Raw genomic sequence first — 19,737 nt, forward strand, 5'->3', positions numbered from 1 at the left:
CGTGGCCGAGCAGCACACCCCCCGTTCCCTGATCGTCTCGCTGTACGGCGCGTACGGCCGCGGCCTCGCGCCGTTCGAGGAGCCGTTGCCGGTGGCCGAGCTCATCCGCCTCCTCGCGGTGCTCGGCGTGGACGCGCCCTCGGTGCGGTCGTCGGTGTCGCGGCTGAAGCGGCGGGGCCTGCTGCTGCCGCGCCGGACGGCGGACGGGGCGGCCGGGTACGCCCTGTCGGACGACGCGCGCCAGCTCCTGGACGACGGCGACCGCCGGATCTACAACCGCACGGAGCCCAGCCTGTCCGACGGCTGGGTCCTCGCGGTCTTCACCGTCCCGGAGGCCGAGCGCCACAAGCGCCATCTGCTGCGCTCACGGCTGGCGCGGCTGGGCTTCGGGACGGCGTCGCCGGGTGTCTGGATCGCGCCGGCGCGGCTGTACGAGGAGACCAGGCACACCCTGGAGCGCCTGGAGCTCTCGGCGTACGTGGACCTCTTCCGGGGGGAGCACCTCGGCTACGCGGCGACGGCGGAGGCGGTGGGCCGCTGGTGGGACCTCCCGTCGATCGCCAAGCTCCACGAGGAGTTCCTCGCGGCCCACGAACCGGTGCTGCGGACGTGGACGGCCTCGCCCGGCTCGGCGGAGGACGCCTACCGGGACTACCTCTTCGCCCTGGACTCCTGGCGCCGCCTCCCGTACGCGGACCCGGTCCTCCCCCCCGAGCTGCTGCCGCCGGACTGGCCCGGCGCCCGCTCGGCGGAGGTGTTCGCCGCGCTGCACGCGAGGCTTCGGGACCGCGGCGCGGAGTTCGCGCGGCCGGCCGGGGACGCCGACCGCCGTACCGGTGCGTGAGCCGACGGCGGGCTTCGGCACCGGATCCCCGCCCGACGGACCTCAGGGGGCCGGTTCTCCGGGCGACGGGGTTCGGAGCGTGAGTCTCGGCTTCGGCGCGTCCGTGCGGCCCGTCGGGGGTGTGCGGCTGCCGGCGCGGTACGGAGGGGGCCAGGGGGCCGCCGGGCCCCGGTAGTCCTGGTCGGCTGCCGCGTGCAGCGTCCAGTGCGGGTCGTAGAGGTGGGGGCGGGCGAGGGCGCAGAGGTCGGCGCGGCCTGCCAGGAGCAGGGAGTTGACGTCGTCCCAGGAGGAGATCGCGCCGACCGCGATCACCGGGACGCCGAGCGCGTTGCGGATCCGGTCGGCGTACGGGGTCTGGTACGAGCGGCCGTACTCGGGGCGCTCGTCGGGGACCACCTGGCCGGTGGAGACGTCGAGGGCGTCCGCTCCGTGGTCGGCGAAGGCACGGGCGATCCCGATCGCGTCCTCCGCCGTCGTGCCCCCCTCCGCCCAGTCGGTGGCGGAGATCCGTACGGTCATCGGCCGGTCCTGCGGCCATGCCTCGCGGACGGCGTCGAAGACTTCGAGCGGGAAGCGCAGCCGTCCGGAGAGCGCCCCGCCGTAGGCGTCCTCGCGCCGGTTGGTCAGCGGGGAGAGGAAGCCGGAGAGCAGATAGCCGTGCGCGCAGTGCAGTTCGAGGAGGTCGAAGCCGGAGCGGGCGGCCCGTCGGGCGGCGGCGACGAACTGCTCGCGCACGGCTGTCATCCCGGCCCGGTCCAGGGCGTGCGGGATCTGGTTGACGCCGGGCCGGTACGGGAGCGGGGAGGGGGCGGTCAGCGGCCAGTTCCCCTCGGGGAGCGGCTGGTCGATGCCCTCCCACATCCTGCGGGTGGAGCCCTTGCGGCCGGAGTGTCCGAGCTGGACGCCGATCGCGGTGCCGGGCGACTGTGCGTGGACGAAGGCGGTGATCCTGCTCCAGGCCGCCGCCTGCTCGTCGGTCCAGAGGCCGGTGCAGCCGGGGGTGATCCGGCCCTCGGGGCCGACGCAGACCATCTCGGTCATGACGAGTCCGGCGCCGCCGAGCGCTCGCGCGCCGAGGTGGACGAGGTGGAAGTCGCCGGGGAGGCCGTCCTCGGCGACGTACATGTCCATCGGCGAGACGACGACCCGGTTGCGGAGGGTCAGTCCACGGAGCCGGAGCGGGGTGAACATCGGCGGGGTGTCGGGCGGGCAGCCGAACGCGCGCTCGACGGAGCCGGTGAAGTCGGGGTCGCGCAGCCGCAGGTTGTCGTGGGTGACGCGGCGGCTACGGGTGAGGAGGTTGAAGGCGAACTGGCGTGACGGCTGGTCGAGGTAGCCGTCGAGCTCCTCGAACCAGCGCAGGCTGGCCGCGGCCGCGCGCTGGGTGGACTCGACGACGGGGCGGCGTTCCGTCTCGTACGCGGCGAGCGCCTCGGCCAGGGTGGGCTGTTCCTCGACGCAGGCGGCGAGCGCGAGGGCGTCCTCGACGGCGAGCTTGGTGCCGGAGCCGATGGAGAAGTGCGCGGTGTGGGCGGCGTCGCCCAGGAGGACGGTGTTCCCGTGCGACCAGCGTGCGTTGACGACGGTACGGAAGGCGGTCCAGGAGGAGTTGTTGGAGCGCAGGGCCCGGCCGCCGAGCGCCTCGGCGAAGAGCTTGGCGCAGCGGGCGGTGGACTCCGCCTCGTCGAGTTCGTCGAAGCCGGCGGCCCGCCACACCTCCTCGCGCATCTCCACGATGACGGTGGAGGAGTCGGCGGAGAAGGGGTAGCCGTGGAGCTGCATCACTCCGTACTCGGTCTCGGCGATCTCGAAGCGGAAGGCGTCGAAGGCGAAGTCGGCGGCGAGCCAGATGTACCGGCAACGGTGGGTGGTGAGGCTGGGCCTGAAGACGTCCGCGTGGGCGTCGCGGGTGCGGCTGTGGACCCCGTCGGCCGCGACGACGAGGTCGTGGGTGGCGGCGAGGTCGGCGGCGGGCGGGGCCTCGGTGCGGAAGCGGAGCCGTACGCCGAGTTCGGCGCAGCGGGCGTGCAGGATCTCCAGGAGACGGCGGCGGCCGAGCGCGGCGAAGCCGTGGCCCGTGGAGGTGAGGAGGTGTCCGCGGTGGGCGATGTGGATGTCGTCCCAGCGGACGAAGGCGTCCTGGAGGGCGCGGTACACGACGGGGTCGGCGTGCTCGATCCCGCCGAGGGTCTCGTCGGAGAGGACGACTCCGAAACCGAAGGTGTCCTCGGGGGCGTTGCGCTCCCAGACGGTGACCTCGCGCTCGGGGTCGAGCCTCTTGAGCAGCGCGGCGGCGTACAGCCCGCCGGGCCCGCCCCCGACGACCGCGACACGGAGCGGGGCGGGGCGGGTGGGCTCCGGTCGGGGCGCGGCGGCGCTCCGGGCGGCGGTACCGCCCGCCGACGGGGTGGCGCTCCGGACGGCGGACGCGCTCGGTCCGGCCGTCGCGTCCCGCGGGGCGGGGGCGTCTCCGGCGGGGGCCATCGTCACCGCCCGCGCCACTTCGGGGTCCGCTTCTCGGTGAACGCCGCGTGGAACTCGGCGTAGTCCTCGCCGTTCATCAGCAGCGCCTGGGTGTTGGCGTCGAGTTCGACGGAGGCCGCGAGCGGCATGTCCAGCTCGGCCGTGAGCAGGGCCTTGGTCTGCGCGTGGGCGAGGGCGGGGCCGTCGGCGAGGCGGCGGGCCAGCTCCGCGGCGCGCGCGTCGGCGCCGCCGTCCTCGGTGAGTTCGCTGAGCAGGCCGATCCGTTCGGCCTCGGGTGCGCGGACCGGTTCGCCGAGCATGAGCAGCCGGGTCGCGTGGCCGAGGCCGACGACCCGGGGCAGCAGGTAGGCCGCGCCCATGTCGCCGCCGGAGAGCCCGACGCGGGTGAAGAGGAACGCGAAGCGGGCGCTCGGGTCGGCGATCCGGAAGTCGGCGGCGAGGGCCAGGACGGCGCCCGCCCCGGCCGCGACGCCGTGGACCGCGGCGATCACGGGGAAGGGGCACTCCCGGATGGCCCGGACGACCTGCCCGGTCATCCGGTTGAAGTCGAGCAGTTGCGCCGTGTCCATGGAGAGCGTCGCGCCGATGATCTCGTCCACGTCGCCGCCGGAGCAGAAGCCACGGCCCTCGCCGCCGAGGACGAGCGCGCGCACGGTGCGTTCCCGGGAGAGCTCGGCGAGCAGATCACGCAGGTCGGCGTAGGCGCCGAAGGTGAGCGCGTTGAGTTTCTCCGGGCGGGCGAGGGTGACGGTGGCGACGCCGTCGTCGACGGCGAGCCGCAGATGGTGCCAGCGCTCGGTACGGGGTGCGGAGCCGATAAAGGGACTCATACGGAACGGCCTCCCTTCCTCCTGTCCGGAGCGTATCACCGTGTTGTGACTGTCGTCACGAGCACGCGATAGAGCGAAGGGCGGGCCGGTGCCGCCGAAGGTCCCGCCCAGCGGGGACCCGGGGCCCTGCCGCGAGGGAGGGGGTGCCCATGGCGTGCCCTCCCTCGGTTCGTAAGGTGGAAACCAGGACGTCCCCGGAGGCGTCCCCCTCCCCTCCCCGTCGAACGGACCCGCCATGGCCGAAGCCACCGCCCCCACCACGTGGCGCCGGCGGCTTCCGCACACCACGGCGGCCGTGCCGATCGCCCGCTCGCTGGTCCGCACGGCCCTCAGCGGCCACGACTCCCCGGCGGACCGCGACACGGCGGAGCTGCTGACCGCCGAGCTGGTCGCCAACGCCGTCGAGCACACCGACGACAGGGAGCCCATCGAGCTCGTCGTCGAGCTCACGCCCGGCGGCTGTCAGGTCGAGGTGCACGACCGCAGGCCGGCCCGCCCCGGAGAGCTGATCGGCCAGGAGCCGGGCGAGTGGCCCGACCCCTGGCAGGAGCACGGCCGTGGCCTGCTGCTCATCCGCGCGCTCAGCAGCGACTGCGGCCACCGCCCCACCGCTCACGGCAAGGCGGTCTGGTTCACGCTTCCCGCGATACCGGCACAGCGCCGGCCGGCGTAGCCCCGGCCCCGGCAGCGGCGCCCGGAAGGGCTGCGCCCCCGGCAGCGGCGGACGGCGCGGCCGTGACCAGGCGCGAGTTGCGGCGCCCGTAGAACGCGTACACCAGCGCGCCGACGGCGAGGAAGACCGCGAACTGCACCCAGGTCTCCCAGCCCGTGCCCCAGATCAGATACAGGCAGAAGGCGACCCCGAGCAGCGGACTGAACGGGTAGAGCGGCACCCGGAAGGAGCGGGGCAGCTCCGGGTCGCGGCGGCGCAGCACGATCACCGAGACGTTCACGACCGCCATGACCGCCAGCGTGCCGATCGTCGTCAGACCGACCACGACGTCGAGCGAGGAGAACGCGGCGGGGACCGCGAAGACGGCGGCCACGATCCAGGTGTTGGCGACCGGGGTCGCGCTCTTCGGCGAGACCCGCTCGAAGACCCGGGGGACGAGCCCGTCGCGGGACATCGACATCAGGATGCGGGTCTGTCCGTACATCACGGCGAGGACGACGGACGCGATCGCGACGACCGCGCCGAAGGCGATGATCCCGCCGCCGACCGTCGATCCGGTGACCTGGTCGACCACGAGCGAGAGCGCGGCCGGCTTGTCGCCGACGGCGTCGGCGCCGAGCGCCCCGATCGCCGAGAGCGCCACCGCGCCGTAGAGCACCGTGACGACCCCGATGCAGATGAGGATGGCGAGGGGGATGGTGCGGCGGGGGTTCTTCACCTCCTCGCCGGCGGTGGTGATGGCGTCGAAGCCGATGTACGAGAAGAAGGCCAGCGAGGCCCCCGCGGTGATCCCGGCGGCGCCGTGCCCGGCGAACGGGGAGAGGTTGCCGTCCTGGAAGGCGGTGAAGCCGATCGCGCAGAAGACGATCAGGACGCCGATCTTGAGGACGGCCATCGCGGCCGTCGCCCGGGCGCTCTCCCGGATCCCGCGCACCAGCAGCACGGCGGCGAGGAGGATGACGACCACGGCCGGCAGGTTGATCACGCCGCCGTCGGCGGGACCGGAGGACAGGGCGGCGGGCAGCTTCAGGCCGACGAGGCTGTCGAGCAGCTCGTTGAGGTACTGGCTCCACCCGACCGCGACCGCCGACACCGAGACGCCGTACTCCAGGAGCAGACACCAGCCGACGAGGAAGGCGACCCGCTCGCCGAGGCTCGCGTAGGCGAAGGAGTAGGAGGAGCCGGAGACGGGGATCGCGCCGCCGAGCTCGGCGAAGGAGAGCGCGGTGAAGATGCAGGTGATCGCGGCCAGGACGAAGGAGATCACGACGGCGGGGCCGGCCTCGGCGACGCTGTCGGACAGACCGACGAAGATGCCGGTGCCGACGATCGCGCCGACGCCGAAGCACACGAGCTGGAAGAGGCCCATGGTGCGCTTGAGGCCGTGGCCTTCGAGGTCCGCACCGGATTCGGCGATCAGCTGCTGGGGGGATTTGATCCGCGACGCGGACGGGGACATGCGGTGGTTCTCATCTCTGGTCGAGCACACGCGCACACGCACGCGTGGGTCACACACGTGTGGGGCCCGAGCGTGCGAGCCCGGACCCCACCAATCGACCGATGGTAACCATGGGTGCGCATATACACCCAATCGGACGTATCGCTATCCGAGGACGGGGGCCATCGTCGCCACCAGGACCGCCTTGATCGTGTGCATCCGGTTCTCCGCCTCGTCGAAGACGACGGAGTACTCCGACTCGAAGACCTCGTCCGAGACCTCCAGCTCGGTCAGCCCGTGCCGGGCGTGGATGTCGCGGCCGACGGCCGTCCCCAGGTCGTGGAAGGCCGGCAGACAGTGCAGGAACCTCACGTCCGCCTTCCCCGTGGCGCGCAGGACGTCCATCGTCACGGAGTACGGGGCGAGGTGGGCGATCCGCTCGTCCCAGACCTCCTTGGGCTCCCCCATGGAGACCCAGACGTCGGTGGCGACGAAATCGGCGCCGTGGACGCCCGCGGCGACGTCCTCGGTGAGCGTGATCGTGGCCCCGCTCGTCTCGGCCAGCTTCCGCGCCGAGGCGACGACCTCCTCGGCGGGCCAGTACGCCTCGGGCGCGACGATCCGCACGTCCATGCCGAGCAGGGCGCCGGTGATCAGGTAGCTGTTGCCCATGTTGAAGCGGGCGTCGCCGAGGTAGGCGAACGTGACGGCGTCCAGCGGCTTGTCCGTGTGCTCGGTCATCGTCAGGACGTCGGCGAGCATCTGGGTGGGGTGCCAGTCGTCCGTCAGACCGTTGAAGACGGGGACGCCCGCGTGGGCGGCGAACGCCTCGACATGCGCCTGGCTGTCGCCGCGGTACTCGATGCCGTCGAACATCCGGCCGAGGACGCGGGCCGTGTCCTTGACCGACTCCTTGTGCCCGATCTGCGAACCGGAGGGGTCGAGATAGGTCGTGGAGGCACCCTGGTCGGCGGCGGCGACCTCGAAGGCGCAGCGGGTGCGCGTCGAGGTCTTCTCGAAGATCAGGGCGATGTTCTTGCCGCGCAGCCGCTGGACCTCCTCACCCGCCTTCTTCGCCGCCTTCAGCTCGGCGGCGAGCTCGATCAGACCGCGGAACTCCTCGGCGGTGAAGTCCAGCTCCTTGAGGAAGTGGCGGCCGATGAGGTCGGGGGCCATGGGGTGCTCCTGGGTACGGTCGGATACGGCGAACGAGTCAACGCCTGGAAGTCTATACGTTGACCAGCATGTCTATACAGTGATGCGGCCCACTCGTATCCCCACCGATACCGATCCGGCCGGGCCCTCACCCGCCCGCTCCTCCTACACGGCGTCCCGCTCCACCGGACAGCTCATGCAGCGCGGTCCGCCCCTCCCCCGCCCCAGCTCGCTCCCCGGGATCTCGATCACCTCGATCCCCTGCTTGCGCAGATGCGTGTTGGTGGTGACGTTCCGCTCGTACGCCACCACCACGCCCGGCTCGACGGCCAGCACGTTGCAGCCGTCGTCCCACTGCTCGCGTTCCGCCGCGTGGACGTCCTGCGTCGCCGTCAGGACGCGGAGGTCCTGCAGCCCCAGCGCGGCGGCGATCGCGCTGTGCATCTGCTCCGGAGGGTGGTCGGTGACCCGGAGCGACTGCCCCTCGTCGCCGGGTTCGATCGTGTACGAGCGGAGCATTCCGAGCCCCGCGTACTGGGTGAAGGTGTCGTGGTCGACCATCGTCATGACCGTGTCGAGGTGCATGAACGCGCGGCGCTTCGGCATGTCCAGCGCGATGATCGTCCGGGCCGAGCCGGCGGCGAACAGGCCGCGCGCCAGCATCTCCACCGCCTGCGGGGTGGTGCGCTCGCTCATCCCGATGAGGACGGCGCCGTTGCCGATGACGAGCACGTCCCCGCCCTCGATCGTCGACGGATAGTCGGACTGCCCCTCCGACCAGTGATGGAAGCCGCCCGCCTCGGGTCCGGTGAAGAGCGGATGGTGCTTGTAGATCGCCTCGAAGTGGACCGTCTCGCGCTGCCGGGCCGGCCAGCGCATCGCGTTGATGGAGACGCCGTCGTAGATCCAGGCCGAGGTGTCCCGGGTGAAGATGTGGTTGGGCAGCGGCCGCAGGACGAAGTCGTCCAGATCCATGACGTGGAAGCGGACCGAGGTCGGTTCGCGGTGCGAGGCCAGGAACTCCCGCTTGGTCATCCCGCCGACCAGAGCCTCGACGAGCTCGGGGGCGTCGAGCGCGTCGAAGGCCGCGCGCAGATGGTCGGCGGCCAGCGGGCCGTGCTCCTTCTCGTCGAAGACCCGGTCGAGGACGAGTTTGCGGGCGGCGGGCAGTTCGAGGGACTCGCGCAGGAGATCCCCGAAGAGATGGACCTCGACGCCCCGGTCGCGCAGGACGTCGGCGAATCCGTCGTGCTCCTGGCGGGCCCGGCGCACCCAGAGCACGTCGTCGAAGAGGAGAGCGTCCTTGTTGGAGGGTGTCAGCCGCTTCAGCTCCAGATCGGGCCGGTGCAGTATGACGCGGCGCAGCCGCCCGGCCTCGGAGTCGACATGGAATCCCATGCGCCCATCCTGACGGAGCCGGGCGGCTCGCGCGTGGTTCTCGCGGCGGTCCGCCGAGGTCACGTCGCGTAGTAGGCGACGATGACGGCGAGCAGGGAGACCATCACCGCGACCAGGGTGAGGACGACGAGCTTGCCGTCGCCCCCGGAGGAGCCTCCCGGGGGTGGTTCGGGCCGCCGGGACGGTGGGGGCGGAGCAGCGGGTCGCGGCGGCGGTGGCGGTGGCGGTGGCGATGACGGTTGCGCGGGCGGGGACACGGTGGGGGGTCCGGGCGACGGACGCGCCGTCGGGGGATGGGGGTGCGGGTGGGAGTACGCCTCGCGCAGCAGCGCCCGCCAGACGTCCTCGGGGAGCCCCGGCCTCTCGTCGTCCACGATCTGCCGGAACGCCGACCGCGCGGCCGGGACGGGGCTCGACCGCAGCACGGACAGCAGCCCGGCCAGCGCGGCGGCCGGAACGTCGCCCTCGTCGAGCAGGGGGCGGACGGCCCAGCGGTGCAACGCCGCCGCGTTGGCGGCGCGTTCGGCCTCCCCCGGTTCGCCGGGCTGGGTGGAGCGAGGCGCCGTCGCGAACAGCTCCTGGCCGATCACGAGGTCACGGAACTCCCTGCGCAGGGGGCGGTCCCAGGACGGCAGACGCCGGGCGACCTCCCCCATGAGCAGGGTGGTGACGGCGTAGGTCTGGCGCCGGCGGAGCGCGTCGAGCAGTTCGCCGTCGCCGCCGGCCCGTACGCGCGCCTCCGCGTCGTCGACGGGACCGGCGAGCCGCTGGACGAGTCCGGTCTCCACGGTCCGCGCCCGCCCCCGAGGCCGCGGCAAGCGCCTCCGCGCAGCCCGTTCGGGCCCGCGCCAGGCGGGTGCCACGACGGGCACGGCGACCGGGTCGTGGGCGGGCGCGGGACCGACGTCCCGCCGGTCGCCGACGTGGTGTGCCGCACGGCCCTCCCGGGGTGCGCGCCCGTCCGGTTCGCCGCCGTGCGCGAGCCCCTCCGGGCGGGACGCCCCGGGGCCGGACGCCTCCCGGCGTACCCGGGACTCCCGGTGCTCCCGGCCGTCCCGCGGCGCCCCGCCGTCGTCGTACCCGTCCCCCGTCGGCCACGTCTCGCGCGGGCGCGAGACCTCAGCGGTCCCGCCGGTGGCGCGCGGCCCCGGGCCGTCGTCGGCCTCCCCCGGCCGGACCCCCAGCCGTGCCTCGCCGCGGGGCGACCCCCCGTCGTACGCGTCCCCCGGCGCCGGCACGGCGGAGCGCGGGCCGCCCCTGCTCTCGGGGCCTCCCCGGGTGCCGCCGACACGGTCGTACGCGCCGTCCGGCCACGCCCCGCGATCCCGCGAGCCGTCCCCGAAGCCGCTCTCCGCGACGCCCTCCGGGCCCCGCTCCTCGCGGAGTTCGCGCCGTGCCTCGCCGCCGCGCGGCCGGTCGGCGCCACCGGCGTACGGGTTCCCCGCCGGCCGTGCCGCGCGGGTGCCCGAGTCGCCCCCGGGCTTCTCCCCGGCACCGCCCGGGCGCCGCTCGCGCCGGGTCTCCCCCGCCCCCCGGGCCCTCGCGTCGTCGAGCACGGTCAGCGCGCGCTCCGCCCTCTCCAGCAAGGGGAGGTCGTCCGGGCCCGCGACCGCGGCCAGGGCGTCGGCGACCCGCGGCGGGCGGTGTTCGGCGGCCTCGGAGAGGGACCACAGGTGGTGGTGGACCAGTCGGGCAGCCGTCTCCTCCGCACGGTCGCCCAGGCGTTCGCGGGGGTCGACGCGACGGCGTTCGGTGTTCCGGCTCGCCGCGCCCGCCCATCGGCCGACGAACACGAAGCGCAGCGCGGGCAGTTCCACGGTGTCATGGCTCGCGAAGGTCCACCGCCGGTCGGGAAGGAGACCGCCGAACATGCCGTGCAGCCCCCACAGCACGGGACACGCCGTGTCCCCCCGCTCGTCGAGGAGGGTGAACCGCGCCTTCGGGTCGCGCAGCAACTCGGCCGTGGTTCCGATGAGTTCCGACTCCACGCCCTGCAGGGCGATCGGACCGGCCGCGCGCTCCAGCGCCCGCGCCGGGACGACGGGGAGTGTGCCGCGCACCTCGGCGAGGGGAAGCGCGGAGCCCTCCCAGTTCCAGCCGTGCAGCCCCAGGCAGGTGGCGGGGTCGAGCAGCTCCGCCGAGCCGATGAGCGCGTGGCAGATCACGGAGGAGCGCCCTCCGGGGTCGGTCCACGGCGTACGCCGGATCAGCAGGACCCCCGCGCGCTGGTGCAGCCTGAGCAGCGCGGGCCGGGTCTCGTCGCCGCTCGCCCGCAGCACCGCGCCGAAGATCCCGAAGACGGTCTCCACCTCGTCGGGCGACGCCGACCAGGCCACGGGGCCGAAGCCGGTGCTGCCGGAGGCGTTCTCGCCGTCCCAGCGGAAGACGATCTGGTCGACCTCGTTCTCCGACCGCGCCATCAGGCGCTCCCCTCGCTCGGTTCCGCCTCGGGGAACAGCCCGCACATGGCGAAGATGGACAGCAGCGGTGCGAGGACCCGGCGCGACCGTGCCCCGTGGGGGAACCGGTCCCCCTTGGCCTCGCCGCCGGTCGCCGCGACGAAGTGCAGCGTGCAGCGCGCGCAGTCGTCGAAGGGCTTGAGCCAGGCGGCGCTCGCGTGATGGGACAGGAACGCGTAGGCGTCCCGGCTCTCGGCGCGCAGCGCCTCCCGGTCGAGCCGACGGGGCAGCGCACGGCCGAGCCAGCGGTCGACGGCCGGTTCGAAGCGCACCAGGTCGGACTTGTTGACGGCGATGGCCGCCGGCGCGCCGACCAGGCCGCCGCTCTGCCGCGGGATCCGGTTGAGGACCGTCGTGAACGCCTCGTCGCCGAGGTCCCGGCGGGGCAGGCCGTTCTGTTCGCGGACCGGGTCGAGCGACGGCATCCGCAGCGCCCGCAGGGGGTCGAGGACGAAGACGAAGGCGTCGACCCCCATCAGGAAGCGCGCGACCTCCCCGTCCTGGGCGAGGTCCTCACCGGCCAGGTCGAAGAAGACGACGGGCCGCGGCAGCGTGCCCGGCGCGGAGACGAGCAGCCCGTCGGCGAACCGGGCGAACGTCTGCTGGCCCGTGCGGCCCAACTGCCGCCCCTGCTGCAGACTCTGCACCCGTTCCCGCAGATAGGCGCGGTGCGCCTCGGGGTTGAGCGGCAGGCACTTCAGACCGTACGGCTCCAGGCCGCCGAGCTCGACCTCGCCCAGCATGGCGGCGAGCAGATGGGTCTTGCCCACCGAGGAGCTGCCGACGAGCGCGATGGACAGCGGCTCGCCGTTGGTGAGATAGGGGACGGGGAGTTCGTGCGCCTCCTCGCCCTTCCCGGCGTGCGGACACAGGTGGTACGCCTTGCGCAGGGCGTCCTGCCGGATCTCGCGCCGGTGCTCGCCGCTGAGGTCGAGCGGTATCCGGTTGCCCTTGGCGTCGATGGTGACGAGCAGGCGCTCGTCGTACTCGACGGGGACCAGGCAGTGCGGGCACATCCGCCCCCGCGCCGGAGACGGGGAGGGCGCCGGTGCGGCAGGCGGCGGTGGCGGGGAGGGGTCGGTGGCGCCGCCGAAGAGTCGGTCGCGCAGGGAGCGCTTCGGTGGCACCAGGTCGTACGGGTTGCGGGGGCCGTCGGGCGAGGCGGCCGCACGGCCGTACGCGGTGGACGAGGGCCTCTCGCCCTGCCCCTGCGCCTTCGACGCCTCGCGCTTGCGGGCGATCTGGGCGTCGTACTCGGCACGTCCCCGGCTGAGCGGATCGGCGGTGCCGACCGCGGTGGCGAGGGGGTCGGGGACGTGGAGCAGCCGCATCAGTTCGACGGGGGACGGCCGCGCGGACGCCTCCGCGTCGAAGAGTCCGCTCTGTTCCAGCGCCGCGAGGCGCCGGTAGTCGCCCAGGTCCTCGGGCGGCCCGTCGCCCGGGTCGGGGTGTCCGGAGAGCAGGTAGTAGCCGAGCCTGGCCACCGACCAGAGGTCGTCGCGGCTGTCGGCCACGCCCCGTCCGGCGCGCTGTTCGGGCGAGGCCCAGGGCGCCGCGCCGAAGACCTCGCGGGGCTCCCCGGTGCGCAGCGCCGCGTACGGCTCGCTGAGCCTCACATGGGTCCCGTCCCAGCGGACGGTGTCGGGCGCGATGGCCCGGTGCACCAGCTCGACGTCGCTCAGGAGGCGTACGGCGAGGGCCAGTTGGGCGATGATGTGCTGCTGTTCGTCACCGCCGAGGCGGTCCCGGCACGCGGAGAGCGGCGTACCGCTCGGAGTCCGGTAGAGGACGAAGGGCTCGGCGCATTCGAGGTCGAAGCCGATCACCCGGGTGAAGACCTCGCCGAACTTCTCCGCTCCGTAACGCCGTTCGAGGGCGACGGCGGCGGAGACCTCCCGTTCGAGCAGGCCGTACGCCCGCGGGTCGCCCTGCGCGGAGAGCGGCAGCCGGAACTGCAGGGCCGGCCATCCGCTGCTCAGGGTGACCTGGCGGGCCAGCACGCCGGTACGGCCGGGGAGCCTGCGGTCCTCGCCGTAGCGGACGGCGAACCTGATCGGCTCCTCCAGATACGTACGGAACTCCAGCTCCTCCTGCGGGCCGGGGCGCTGTGGCGCTTCCGCCTCGGTCATGACGTTCCCGCCCCTTCTTCCCTGACGATGCGGACCACGTCGCCGCGCAACGGGACGAGCCGCAGGATGCCCGCGTGGCGTCCCGCGCGGGTCCACACCACGTCCTCGGTGGTGCCCCGCCAGATGTCGTCCCCGGTGGCGCCGCGGCGCATCGCCTCGGGCACGAACCGGACCTGCCGGGCGGCGGAGGGGTCGTGGGACAGCAGCCGCAGATGTTCGGGGCCGCAGAGCGGCACCGTGCGGTCGGGGTCGTCGTCGGCGGAGAGCAGCCGGGCGACCGCGTCCGGCGCCACTCCGGTGAGCCGGGCCGCGTCGGGGCGTTCGGCCCGGTCCGCGGCGCCGGGCGGCGGCGAGGCTGCCACGTCCCGCTCCAGCCGGACCCGGGTCTCGTCGAGCAGCTCCGTCAGCCGGTCGTCGAGACGCATCCGGCCGGCGTTCCCGGGGTCGCGTTCGATCCCGGCCCAACAGCTGTCGAGGATGCGGACGGTGCCGTCGACGAGGTCGGCGACGAGGGTGTCCACGAGGGCGGGTCCCCCGTCGCCGCGCCGGAGTTCCAGCCAGGGCGGCGCGGCGCCCGTGGCCCGCGAGGGAGCGGGGGCGGGCACGGCGGAGTCCGGGGTCGGCCCGGCGGGGGCGTCGGACCAGGCGTCGTCCCCCGCGCTGTCCGCCCAGTCCTGCCAGCTCCACGCGCCGGTCGTCGGGGCGTCGGCGCGCTTCTCCCCCGCCCCGTCGCCGTCGGACCCGTACGACTCACCGGCGCCGGACGCGTACGCGTACGCGTCCGCGGTGGCCGCGAGTCCGCGCAGCAGCCGGGCGACGGCGCCCGCGCCGTCCGAGCAGTGGTGGCGCACCTCGGCGAAGAGCCAGTCGTGCACCGCCGTCGTGACGACGAGGGCGTGGATCTCCCGGACCACCCGTCCGGCGCTCTCCGGGTCCACCCGGGACCACCAGTCGTCCACGGCCCGGGTCCAGTCCCGCAGGGCGAGCGCCACGACGGTGGAGACGGCCACGGCCAGGGCCACGGCGCCCGCCCAGAGGGGCAGGCCGAGGACCTGGCCCACCCCCGCTCCGGCGGCGCCGCCGGCGAGGCCGCCGAGGAGCCGGGGCGCGGCGCCCGTGCTGCCTCCGCCGTCGAGCCGTCCGTCCGGGGAACGGTTGGGCCTGCGCCGCAGCATCAGGTGGGCGAGGCCGGCGCCCAGGACGCCGACGGCGGGGCCGAGTGCCCAGCCCGCGACGGGCCAGAGCCCCGCCACGAAGGCGAGGACGGCGGTGACCGCCAGGGCGGCGGTCCGTGACCCGCCGGCCGTGAACGGATGCTGCGCGGCCAGGCGGTTCCTCTCCTCCTGGCCGCAGATCTCGTCGAGCCGGGCGAGCCGGGCGGCGCTGCCTGCCGGAGCGGTGCGTGCCGAGAGCGCGGCGAGCCGGGCGGCGACCGAGCGCAGCGGCAGGCCGCGCCCGATCAGGTCGTGGGTGTGGTCGCGCAGCGCGGGGACGATTCCCGCGCGCGAGATCTCCCGGGGCATCTCGGGCAGTTCGATGCCCCTGTCCCGCAGCTGCCCGCGGTGCTCGGCGGTGAGCCGTGCGCCGCCCGCCGCGGCGAAGGCGTCGGCGACGGCGGTACGGAGACGGGCCAGGGCGCCCGCGGCCCGCTCGATGTCACCGGGCAGGTCGAGCGTGCGGCCCGACCCGCTGAGCAGGCCGGCCGGGCCCCGCACCCAGGTGTACCCCTCGACGGCGTCGTCCAGGGCCTCCTCGCAGGTGCGCAGCAGGATGCCGGCCCGTCCCTGGGCGGGGATCCAGTCGTGACCGGAGAGGGAGCGCGGCACGGACTCGTCGAGCAGTACGCCGAGTTCGGCGGGGACGGCCTCGGTGGGCGCGAGCGCCGGCACGTCGGGGCCGGCCAGGCCCTCGACCGCCTGGCGCCAGGAGCGCGCCCGGGCCTCGTCGGTCAGGTCGTGCTCGAGGACGCGGGCGGAGGGGACCGCCACGCCCCGTACGACGTCCGCGAGCGCGAGGAGCACGGCGTCGAAGACCTCCGGGGTGGTCAGCACGTCGACGAGCGGGCGCAGCGCGGCGTCGTCGGAGTCGTCGAGCAGCCACAGCACTCCCGCGCCCGGTGGGCGGAGTGTCAGCGAGCGGCTCAGGGTCCGCTGCCCGGGGGCACCGACGGCCAGACAGACGACCCGCGCGGGGCCGTGGGACGACAGGCGTTCGTACAGGAGTTGATGGGCGACGAGCCGGTCGGCGTCGTCGAGGACGAGGAAGCGCCGTTCGCCGCGCGGTTGCGGCGCGTCGAGGGCGGTGCGCACCGCGCCGTCGGGGTCGCGCCCTCCGCCCCTCAGGTCGAGGCAGACGGCATGACCGGGCACCGGGTGCTCCGGGGTCGCGCGAGGGCTCACTCCTCCTCACCGTCCAGGGCCCAGGGGTAGCGGGTGGCCTCGGCCGCGTCGGCGGACTCGGCGGCGGGCCGTGTCCCGCGCCGGCCCTCTCGCGCGGACTCGTACGCCGACCGCTCCTCGCGGTCGTACGTCGGCCGGTGCTCCCGCTCGGAGGACCGCCGATCCCCCCGGTCGTCGTACGACGGCCGGTCCTCCCGCTCTCCGTACCCGGAACCGGACTCACGGTCGTACCCAGGCCCGGAACCGTTCGACGGACGACGGCCGGACTCGTACGACGACCTCGGCTCGCGCTCGTACGACCGCCGATCCTCACGCTCGTCGTACGACCCCCTGTCCTCGCGCTCGTCGTACGACCGCCTCTCGTCACGCTCGTCGGAGGACCGCCGATCCCCCCGGTCGTCGTACGACGGCCGGTCCTCCCGCTCGGAGGACGGCCGGTGCTCCCGCTCGTCGTACCCGGAACCGGACTCACGGTCGTACCCGTCACGAGGCCCGGAACCGTTCGACGGACGACGGCCGGACTCGTACGACGACCTCGGCTCGCGCTCGTACGACCGCCGATCCTCACGCTCGTCGTACGACCGCCTCTCGTCACGCTCGTCGTACGACCGCCTGTCCTCACGCTCGTCGGAGGACCGCCGGTCGTACCCGTCGCGGGGCTCCTCGCGGTACGAACCGCGACGGCCGGAGGCGTACGACGACCGGGGGTCCCGGTCGTCGTCCCCGGAATCGGGCTCACGGTCGTACGCGTCGCGCGGCCCGGGCACCCGTGAGGCTTCCGTGGCCTGGCCGTTCGGGGCGTGGCGCTCGAAGAGGGCGCGCAGGGTGGGGCGGGTGGCGCGGCCCGCCCCGGCGAAGCGCCTGTCCAGGGCGCCGGGGTAGGTCACCTCCCAGAAGTGGCGCAGCGGCGCCAGCCACTCCGCGCCCTCCTCGCCGTACTCCGCGGCCAGTTCGTCGATGAGGACGAGCTGGCGCGGGGCGACCTTCTCGACGAAGTGGACGAAGAGCGGCGAGGGACCCGACGGCGTCGTCGCGAGGCCCTTCGGCAGCGCGCGCATCAGCCGATCGCAGAACTCCTCGATGATGCGGCCCTCGTCGAGCAGCGCCCAGCGTTCGTAGGCGCGCAGGAGCCCCGCCCAGCTGGAGAGGGCCCCGTCGAAGCCTTCGAGACGCAGCGACATGGTCGCGGACTCGCCCTCCTGGAGCCGGATCCTGACCAGTTCCGGCGAGTCCGCGGGTCCCTCGATCCTGAGGTGTCCGTTCCACATCGCGTTCAGCAGGCGGTGCAGGATCCGCTGCCGGTCCTCCTCGGTGGAGACCAGCCAGTCGTCCTGGTAGCCGAGCCGCTGCCGCCAGTGCAGGAAGTCGTCCTCGCCCGCCGAGTCCCGCGCGTCGGCCCAGAGTTTGAGGACGCCACGGACCTCGGAGATGTCGGTGAGGTTCATCCCGCTGCGGAACAGCACCACGGTGAGGGAGTCGGTGTCCACGGCCCGGTACTCCTGGGTCGCGCCGGCCGGCAGGTTCAGCTCCTCGCCGAGGTACTCGGCGGCTCGGGCGTCGGACTCGCTCGCCGGGTGCACGATGAGGATCTTCAGGGGCCCGCTGCCGTCCGGGCTGAACCCCAGCGGGAGCAGCCCCGCGATGCCGGAGCGGAACTGCTCCAGCCATCGGACGTCGATCTTCGACTCGGCGGCCTCGTCACCGGACGCGGCCCGCAGGAGCAGCTCCATCGACGGCAGCAGCGGCCGAGTGTACCGGTCCTCGTTGGCCTCGCCGAAGAGCCGCTTGACGCGCTGCTCGACGACCTGCTTGATCACCTTGACCGGGGCGCCCGGCGAGTGGCGGACGGCGTCCAGGGCCGCGCGCCAGTCCTCGGGGCGGACCAGTCGGCCGAGGAGGGTGGCGGCGTCGACGTTCTCGGGCAGCCGTTCGCTCTGCGCGAGCCGGTCGAGGACGTCGTCGTAGAAGGCGCGCAGGCTGTTCTGCGGCGGCAGCAGGTAGGTGATGCCGGTGCGGTCGTCGCGATAGAGCTCGCGCCTGCGGTCGGCGAAGAGCCGGCCCTCGTCCTGCTCGTGGACGCGGAGCGCCTTGGTCAGCTCGCCGAGGTCGTGGACGATCCGGTGCAGCGCGTCGCGCCACTGCGGCTCGCCGGCCTCCCAGCCGCCGTGCCACAGTTTGCGCGCCCGCCACTGGTACCAGTCCTGCTGTTCGGCCAGGACGTCCTGGACGTCGGGATCGGTCCAGCGCGCCGGTACGAGGCCGGCGGCGCTGCGCTTGATGTGCGGGATCACGGGGGACGCGTTCTGGACGTGGGCGGGCCGTTCGGGGATGTTGCGCCGGTTGTCGAGCATTCCGGTGAAGCCTTCCCTGGCGACCCGGTCGGGGTGGCCGGGCAGCCCGTTGAGAACGGCCTCCAGCTGGAAGGGCCCGATCTTGTCGAGCAGTTCACGGGCTCCGGTGCTCGGTTTGAACTCCTCGGTGAGGCGCGGGACTTCGCGGTCGAGCTGGCCTTCGAGGCGGGCGAGCGAGTCCTCCATGTCGCCGAGCCGGTCCCGCAGCGCCTTGGCGATCGCCCGGTTCCCGCGCGGGAGTTCCTCGGGGTCGGGAACGTCCGGGGCCTCGCGGGTCCACAGCCGGCCGATGCCGGATCGGTTGAAGAGCTCCCGTACGAGTTCGGGGGACTCGGTGGAGGGCCGGCGGGCCTTCTCGGTCATGCCACGGACGGCCTGGGCGAGGAGACGGGCGGCGACGATCTCGGCGAGGTCGTCGACCGGCACGGTGAGGGAGGCGGCGAGGCTGCTGGACATGCCTCGGTAGCCGATGCCGGTGCGGGCGGGCGTGGAGCGCTCCACGCTCTTGTTGACGAAGCTGGCGGCGAAGGACTGGTAGTCGTCGTCGCCGCCGTGGTTGCCCGATCCGGTGTCCTCGCCGAGTTCGGTGCCGATGAGCGACATCACCATGGCCGTGATGGAGCGGCGCAGGTCCTCGGGCCTGATCACCGACGGCTTGGAGAAGAGGAAGGCGGTCTGCACGGTCGAGGGGCGCAGCGCGACGACGCCCTCGCCCGGGTAGTGGACGCTGATCCGGCTGCGCTGCCCGATGTCGCCGACCTCGTCGAGCGCATCCGGCACGTTCTGGTCGTCGACGAGCCGCGAGAGGTCCACCAGGGCGCGGGCCGCGTTGAGTTCGGCCTCCCGGCCGCCACCCGCCTCGGGCGGGAACGCGGAGGGCATGACGACGAGCGGATAGATCTTCACCCCGCGCACCTTGGCGTGGCGGAACTCGTGCCCGATGAGGTGGAGGAAGTCGTAGAAGATGCCCGCTCCGGTGCCGCCGGCCACCGAGAAGGCGACGAAGACGTCGCAGCCGCGGATCCGTCCGCCGCCGACCCGCTGGAGGTCCCCGGCCGCGGTGCCGATGGCGCTGATCGCCTCGCGCAGCTGGCGCAGGACCGGTTCGAGACCGGAGCGCATCGTCGCGAAGAGCGCGGCGCGGCCGACGGTCGGCAGCTGGCCCGCGCCGTCGTGGAGGGGGGCGACCCGGGGCTGCCGGGCCTGCGGCGGCAGCCAGGACCGGGTCTCCTCGTGGAGGGCGATCCGCAGCATGCGGGTCACCTCGGGCGAGGAGTCGAACTCGGCCGGCAGCAGGTCGCGGATCACCCTGGACGTACGGGCGTACGCCTGGCTCTCCGTGCCCCTGGCCCGGAACTGCGGCTGCTGCCGCAGGTCGCTCTCGCTGAAGTCGGCGTAGACGAACTGGAGGCATTCGGGCAGCTGGAAGGGGAGCCGCTTCCCCCCGTCGACGAGGTCGGTGCCGTCGGGGCCGCACAGCTCCCTGCGCAGGCTCCGTTCGAGTTCGTTGCCGATGCGTGCGCCGGTGCCGCCCAGGCCGACGAAGAGCATGGGCTGGTAGATCTTCATGTCGTGTC

General features: G+C 73.9%; 11 protein-coding genes. 2 read left to right on the forward strand and 9 right to left on the reverse strand.

Features of this window, described 5'->3' with window-relative positions:
- Window position 1 precedes the first annotated feature (1 nt).
- Window positions 2-844 (forward strand): PaaX family transcriptional regulator C-terminal domain-containing protein, encoded by an 843-nt coding sequence (locus tag AB0D99_RS12265; protein ID WP_362359403.1) that lies wholly within the window; start codon window positions 2-4, stop codon window positions 842-844.
- 42 nt (window positions 845-886) lie between these two features.
- Here the strand turns inward: AB0D99_RS12265 and AB0D99_RS12270 are convergent, their stop codons facing one another.
- Together AB0D99_RS12270 and AB0D99_RS12275 are read right to left on the reverse strand one after the other, a co-directional pair.
- Window positions 887-3,328 (reverse strand): bifunctional salicylyl-CoA 5-hydroxylase/oxidoreductase, encoded by a 2,442-nt coding sequence (locus tag AB0D99_RS12270; RefSeq protein ID WP_362359489.1) that lies wholly within the window; start codon window positions 3,326-3,328, stop codon window positions 887-889.
- 2 nt (window positions 3,329-3,330) lie between these two features.
- Window positions 3,331-4,158, reverse strand: coding sequence for an enoyl-CoA hydratase family protein (locus AB0D99_RS12275; protein WP_362359405.1), 828 nt, complete (start codon window positions 4,156-4,158; stop codon window positions 3,331-3,333).
- Window positions 4,159-4,393: 235 nt separating this feature from the next.
- On the opposite strand from AB0D99_RS12275, the gene AB0D99_RS12280 reads away from it, so the two are divergent.
- Window positions 4,394-4,831, forward strand: a complete 438-nt coding sequence (locus AB0D99_RS12280) for an ATP-binding protein (RefSeq protein ID WP_362359408.1) — start codon at window positions 4,394-4,396, stop codon at window positions 4,829-4,831.
- On the opposite strand, the gene AB0D99_RS12285 is transcribed toward AB0D99_RS12280, so the two are convergent.
- The 7 genes from AB0D99_RS12285 to AB0D99_RS12315 form a co-directional block, all read right to left on the reverse strand.
- Entirely contained in the window at window positions 4,791-6,290 is a 1,500-nt protein-coding gene (locus tag AB0D99_RS12285) for an amino acid permease (protein WP_362359410.1), read from the reverse strand. The two genes, AB0D99_RS12280 and AB0D99_RS12285, sit on opposite strands and share 41 nt — an antisense overlap.
- 144 nt (window positions 6,291-6,434) lie before the next feature.
- A complete protein-coding gene (gene argF, locus AB0D99_RS12290; protein WP_362359412.1) occupies window positions 6,435-7,445 on the reverse strand; it encodes an ornithine carbamoyltransferase in 1,011 nt (336 codons plus the stop codon).
- Between the two features lie 144 nt (window positions 7,446-7,589).
- Entirely contained in the window at window positions 7,590-8,822 is a 1,233-nt protein-coding gene (locus tag AB0D99_RS12295; protein ID WP_362359414.1) for an arginine deiminase, read from the reverse strand.
- 59 nt (window positions 8,823-8,881) lie between these two features.
- Complete coding sequence (locus AB0D99_RS12300) at window positions 8,882-11,242, reverse strand: hypothetical protein (RefSeq protein WP_362359416.1); 2,361 nt, start codon at window positions 11,240-11,242, stop codon at window positions 8,882-8,884.
- Window positions 11,242-13,410 (reverse strand): hypothetical protein, encoded by a 2,169-nt coding sequence (locus AB0D99_RS12305; RefSeq protein ID WP_362359418.1) that lies wholly within the window; start codon window positions 13,408-13,410, stop codon window positions 11,242-11,244. Before AB0D99_RS12305 ends, AB0D99_RS12300 begins: the two co-directional genes overlap by 1 nt.
- Window positions 13,407-15,809 (reverse strand): hypothetical protein, encoded by a 2,403-nt coding sequence (locus AB0D99_RS12310; protein ID WP_362359420.1) that lies wholly within the window; start codon window positions 15,807-15,809, stop codon window positions 13,407-13,409. The genes AB0D99_RS12305 and AB0D99_RS12310 overlap by 4 nt, the downstream gene beginning before the upstream one ends.
- Complete coding sequence (locus tag AB0D99_RS12315; RefSeq protein ID WP_362359422.1) at window positions 15,806-19,729, reverse strand: tubulin-like doman-containing protein; 3,924 nt, start codon at window positions 19,727-19,729, stop codon at window positions 15,806-15,808. Before AB0D99_RS12315 ends, AB0D99_RS12310 begins: the two co-directional genes overlap by 4 nt.
- Window positions 19,730-19,737 lie beyond the last annotated feature (8 nt).

Origin of the sequence: Streptomyces sp. NPDC047971 (genome assembly GCF_040653355.1) — a bacterium.
Classification (GTDB): Bacteria; Actinomycetota; Actinomycetes; order Streptomycetales; family Streptomycetaceae; genus Streptomyces.

Excerpts from the sequence above, each read along its gene's own strand:
- AB0D99_RS12305 (WP_362359418.1), bottom strand. The coding sequence starts at position 13,410 with ATGACCGAGGCGGAAGCGCCACAGCGCCCCGGCCCGCAGGAGGAGCTG.
- AB0D99_RS12270 (WP_362359489.1), bottom strand. The coding sequence starts at position 3,328 with ATGGCCCCCGCCGGAGACGCCCCCGCCCCGCGGGACGCGACGGCCGGA.
- AB0D99_RS12275 (WP_362359405.1), bottom strand. The coding sequence starts at position 4,158 with ATGAGTCCCTTTATCGGCTCCGCACCCCGTACCGAGCGCTGGCACCAT.
- AB0D99_RS12300 (WP_362359416.1), bottom strand. The coding sequence starts at position 11,242 with ATGGCGCGGTCGGAGAACGAGGTCGACCAGATCGTCTTCCGCTGGGAC.
- AB0D99_RS12285 (WP_362359410.1), bottom strand. The coding sequence starts at position 6,290 with ATGTCCCCGTCCGCGTCGCGGATCAAATCCCCCCAGCAGCTGATCGCC.
- AB0D99_RS12315 (WP_362359422.1), bottom strand. The coding sequence starts at position 19,729 with ATGAAGATCTACCAGCCCATGCTCTTCGTCGGCCTGGGCGGCACCGGC.
- AB0D99_RS12280 (WP_362359408.1), top strand. The coding sequence starts at position 4,394 with ATGGCCGAAGCCACCGCCCCCACCACGTGGCGCCGGCGGCTTCCGCAC.
- AB0D99_RS12295 (WP_362359414.1), bottom strand. The coding sequence starts at position 8,822 with ATGGGATTCCATGTCGACTCCGAGGCCGGGCGGCTGCGCCGCGTCATA.
- argF (WP_362359412.1), bottom strand. The coding sequence starts at position 7,445 with ATGGCCCCCGACCTCATCGGCCGCCACTTCCTCAAGGAGCTGGACTTC.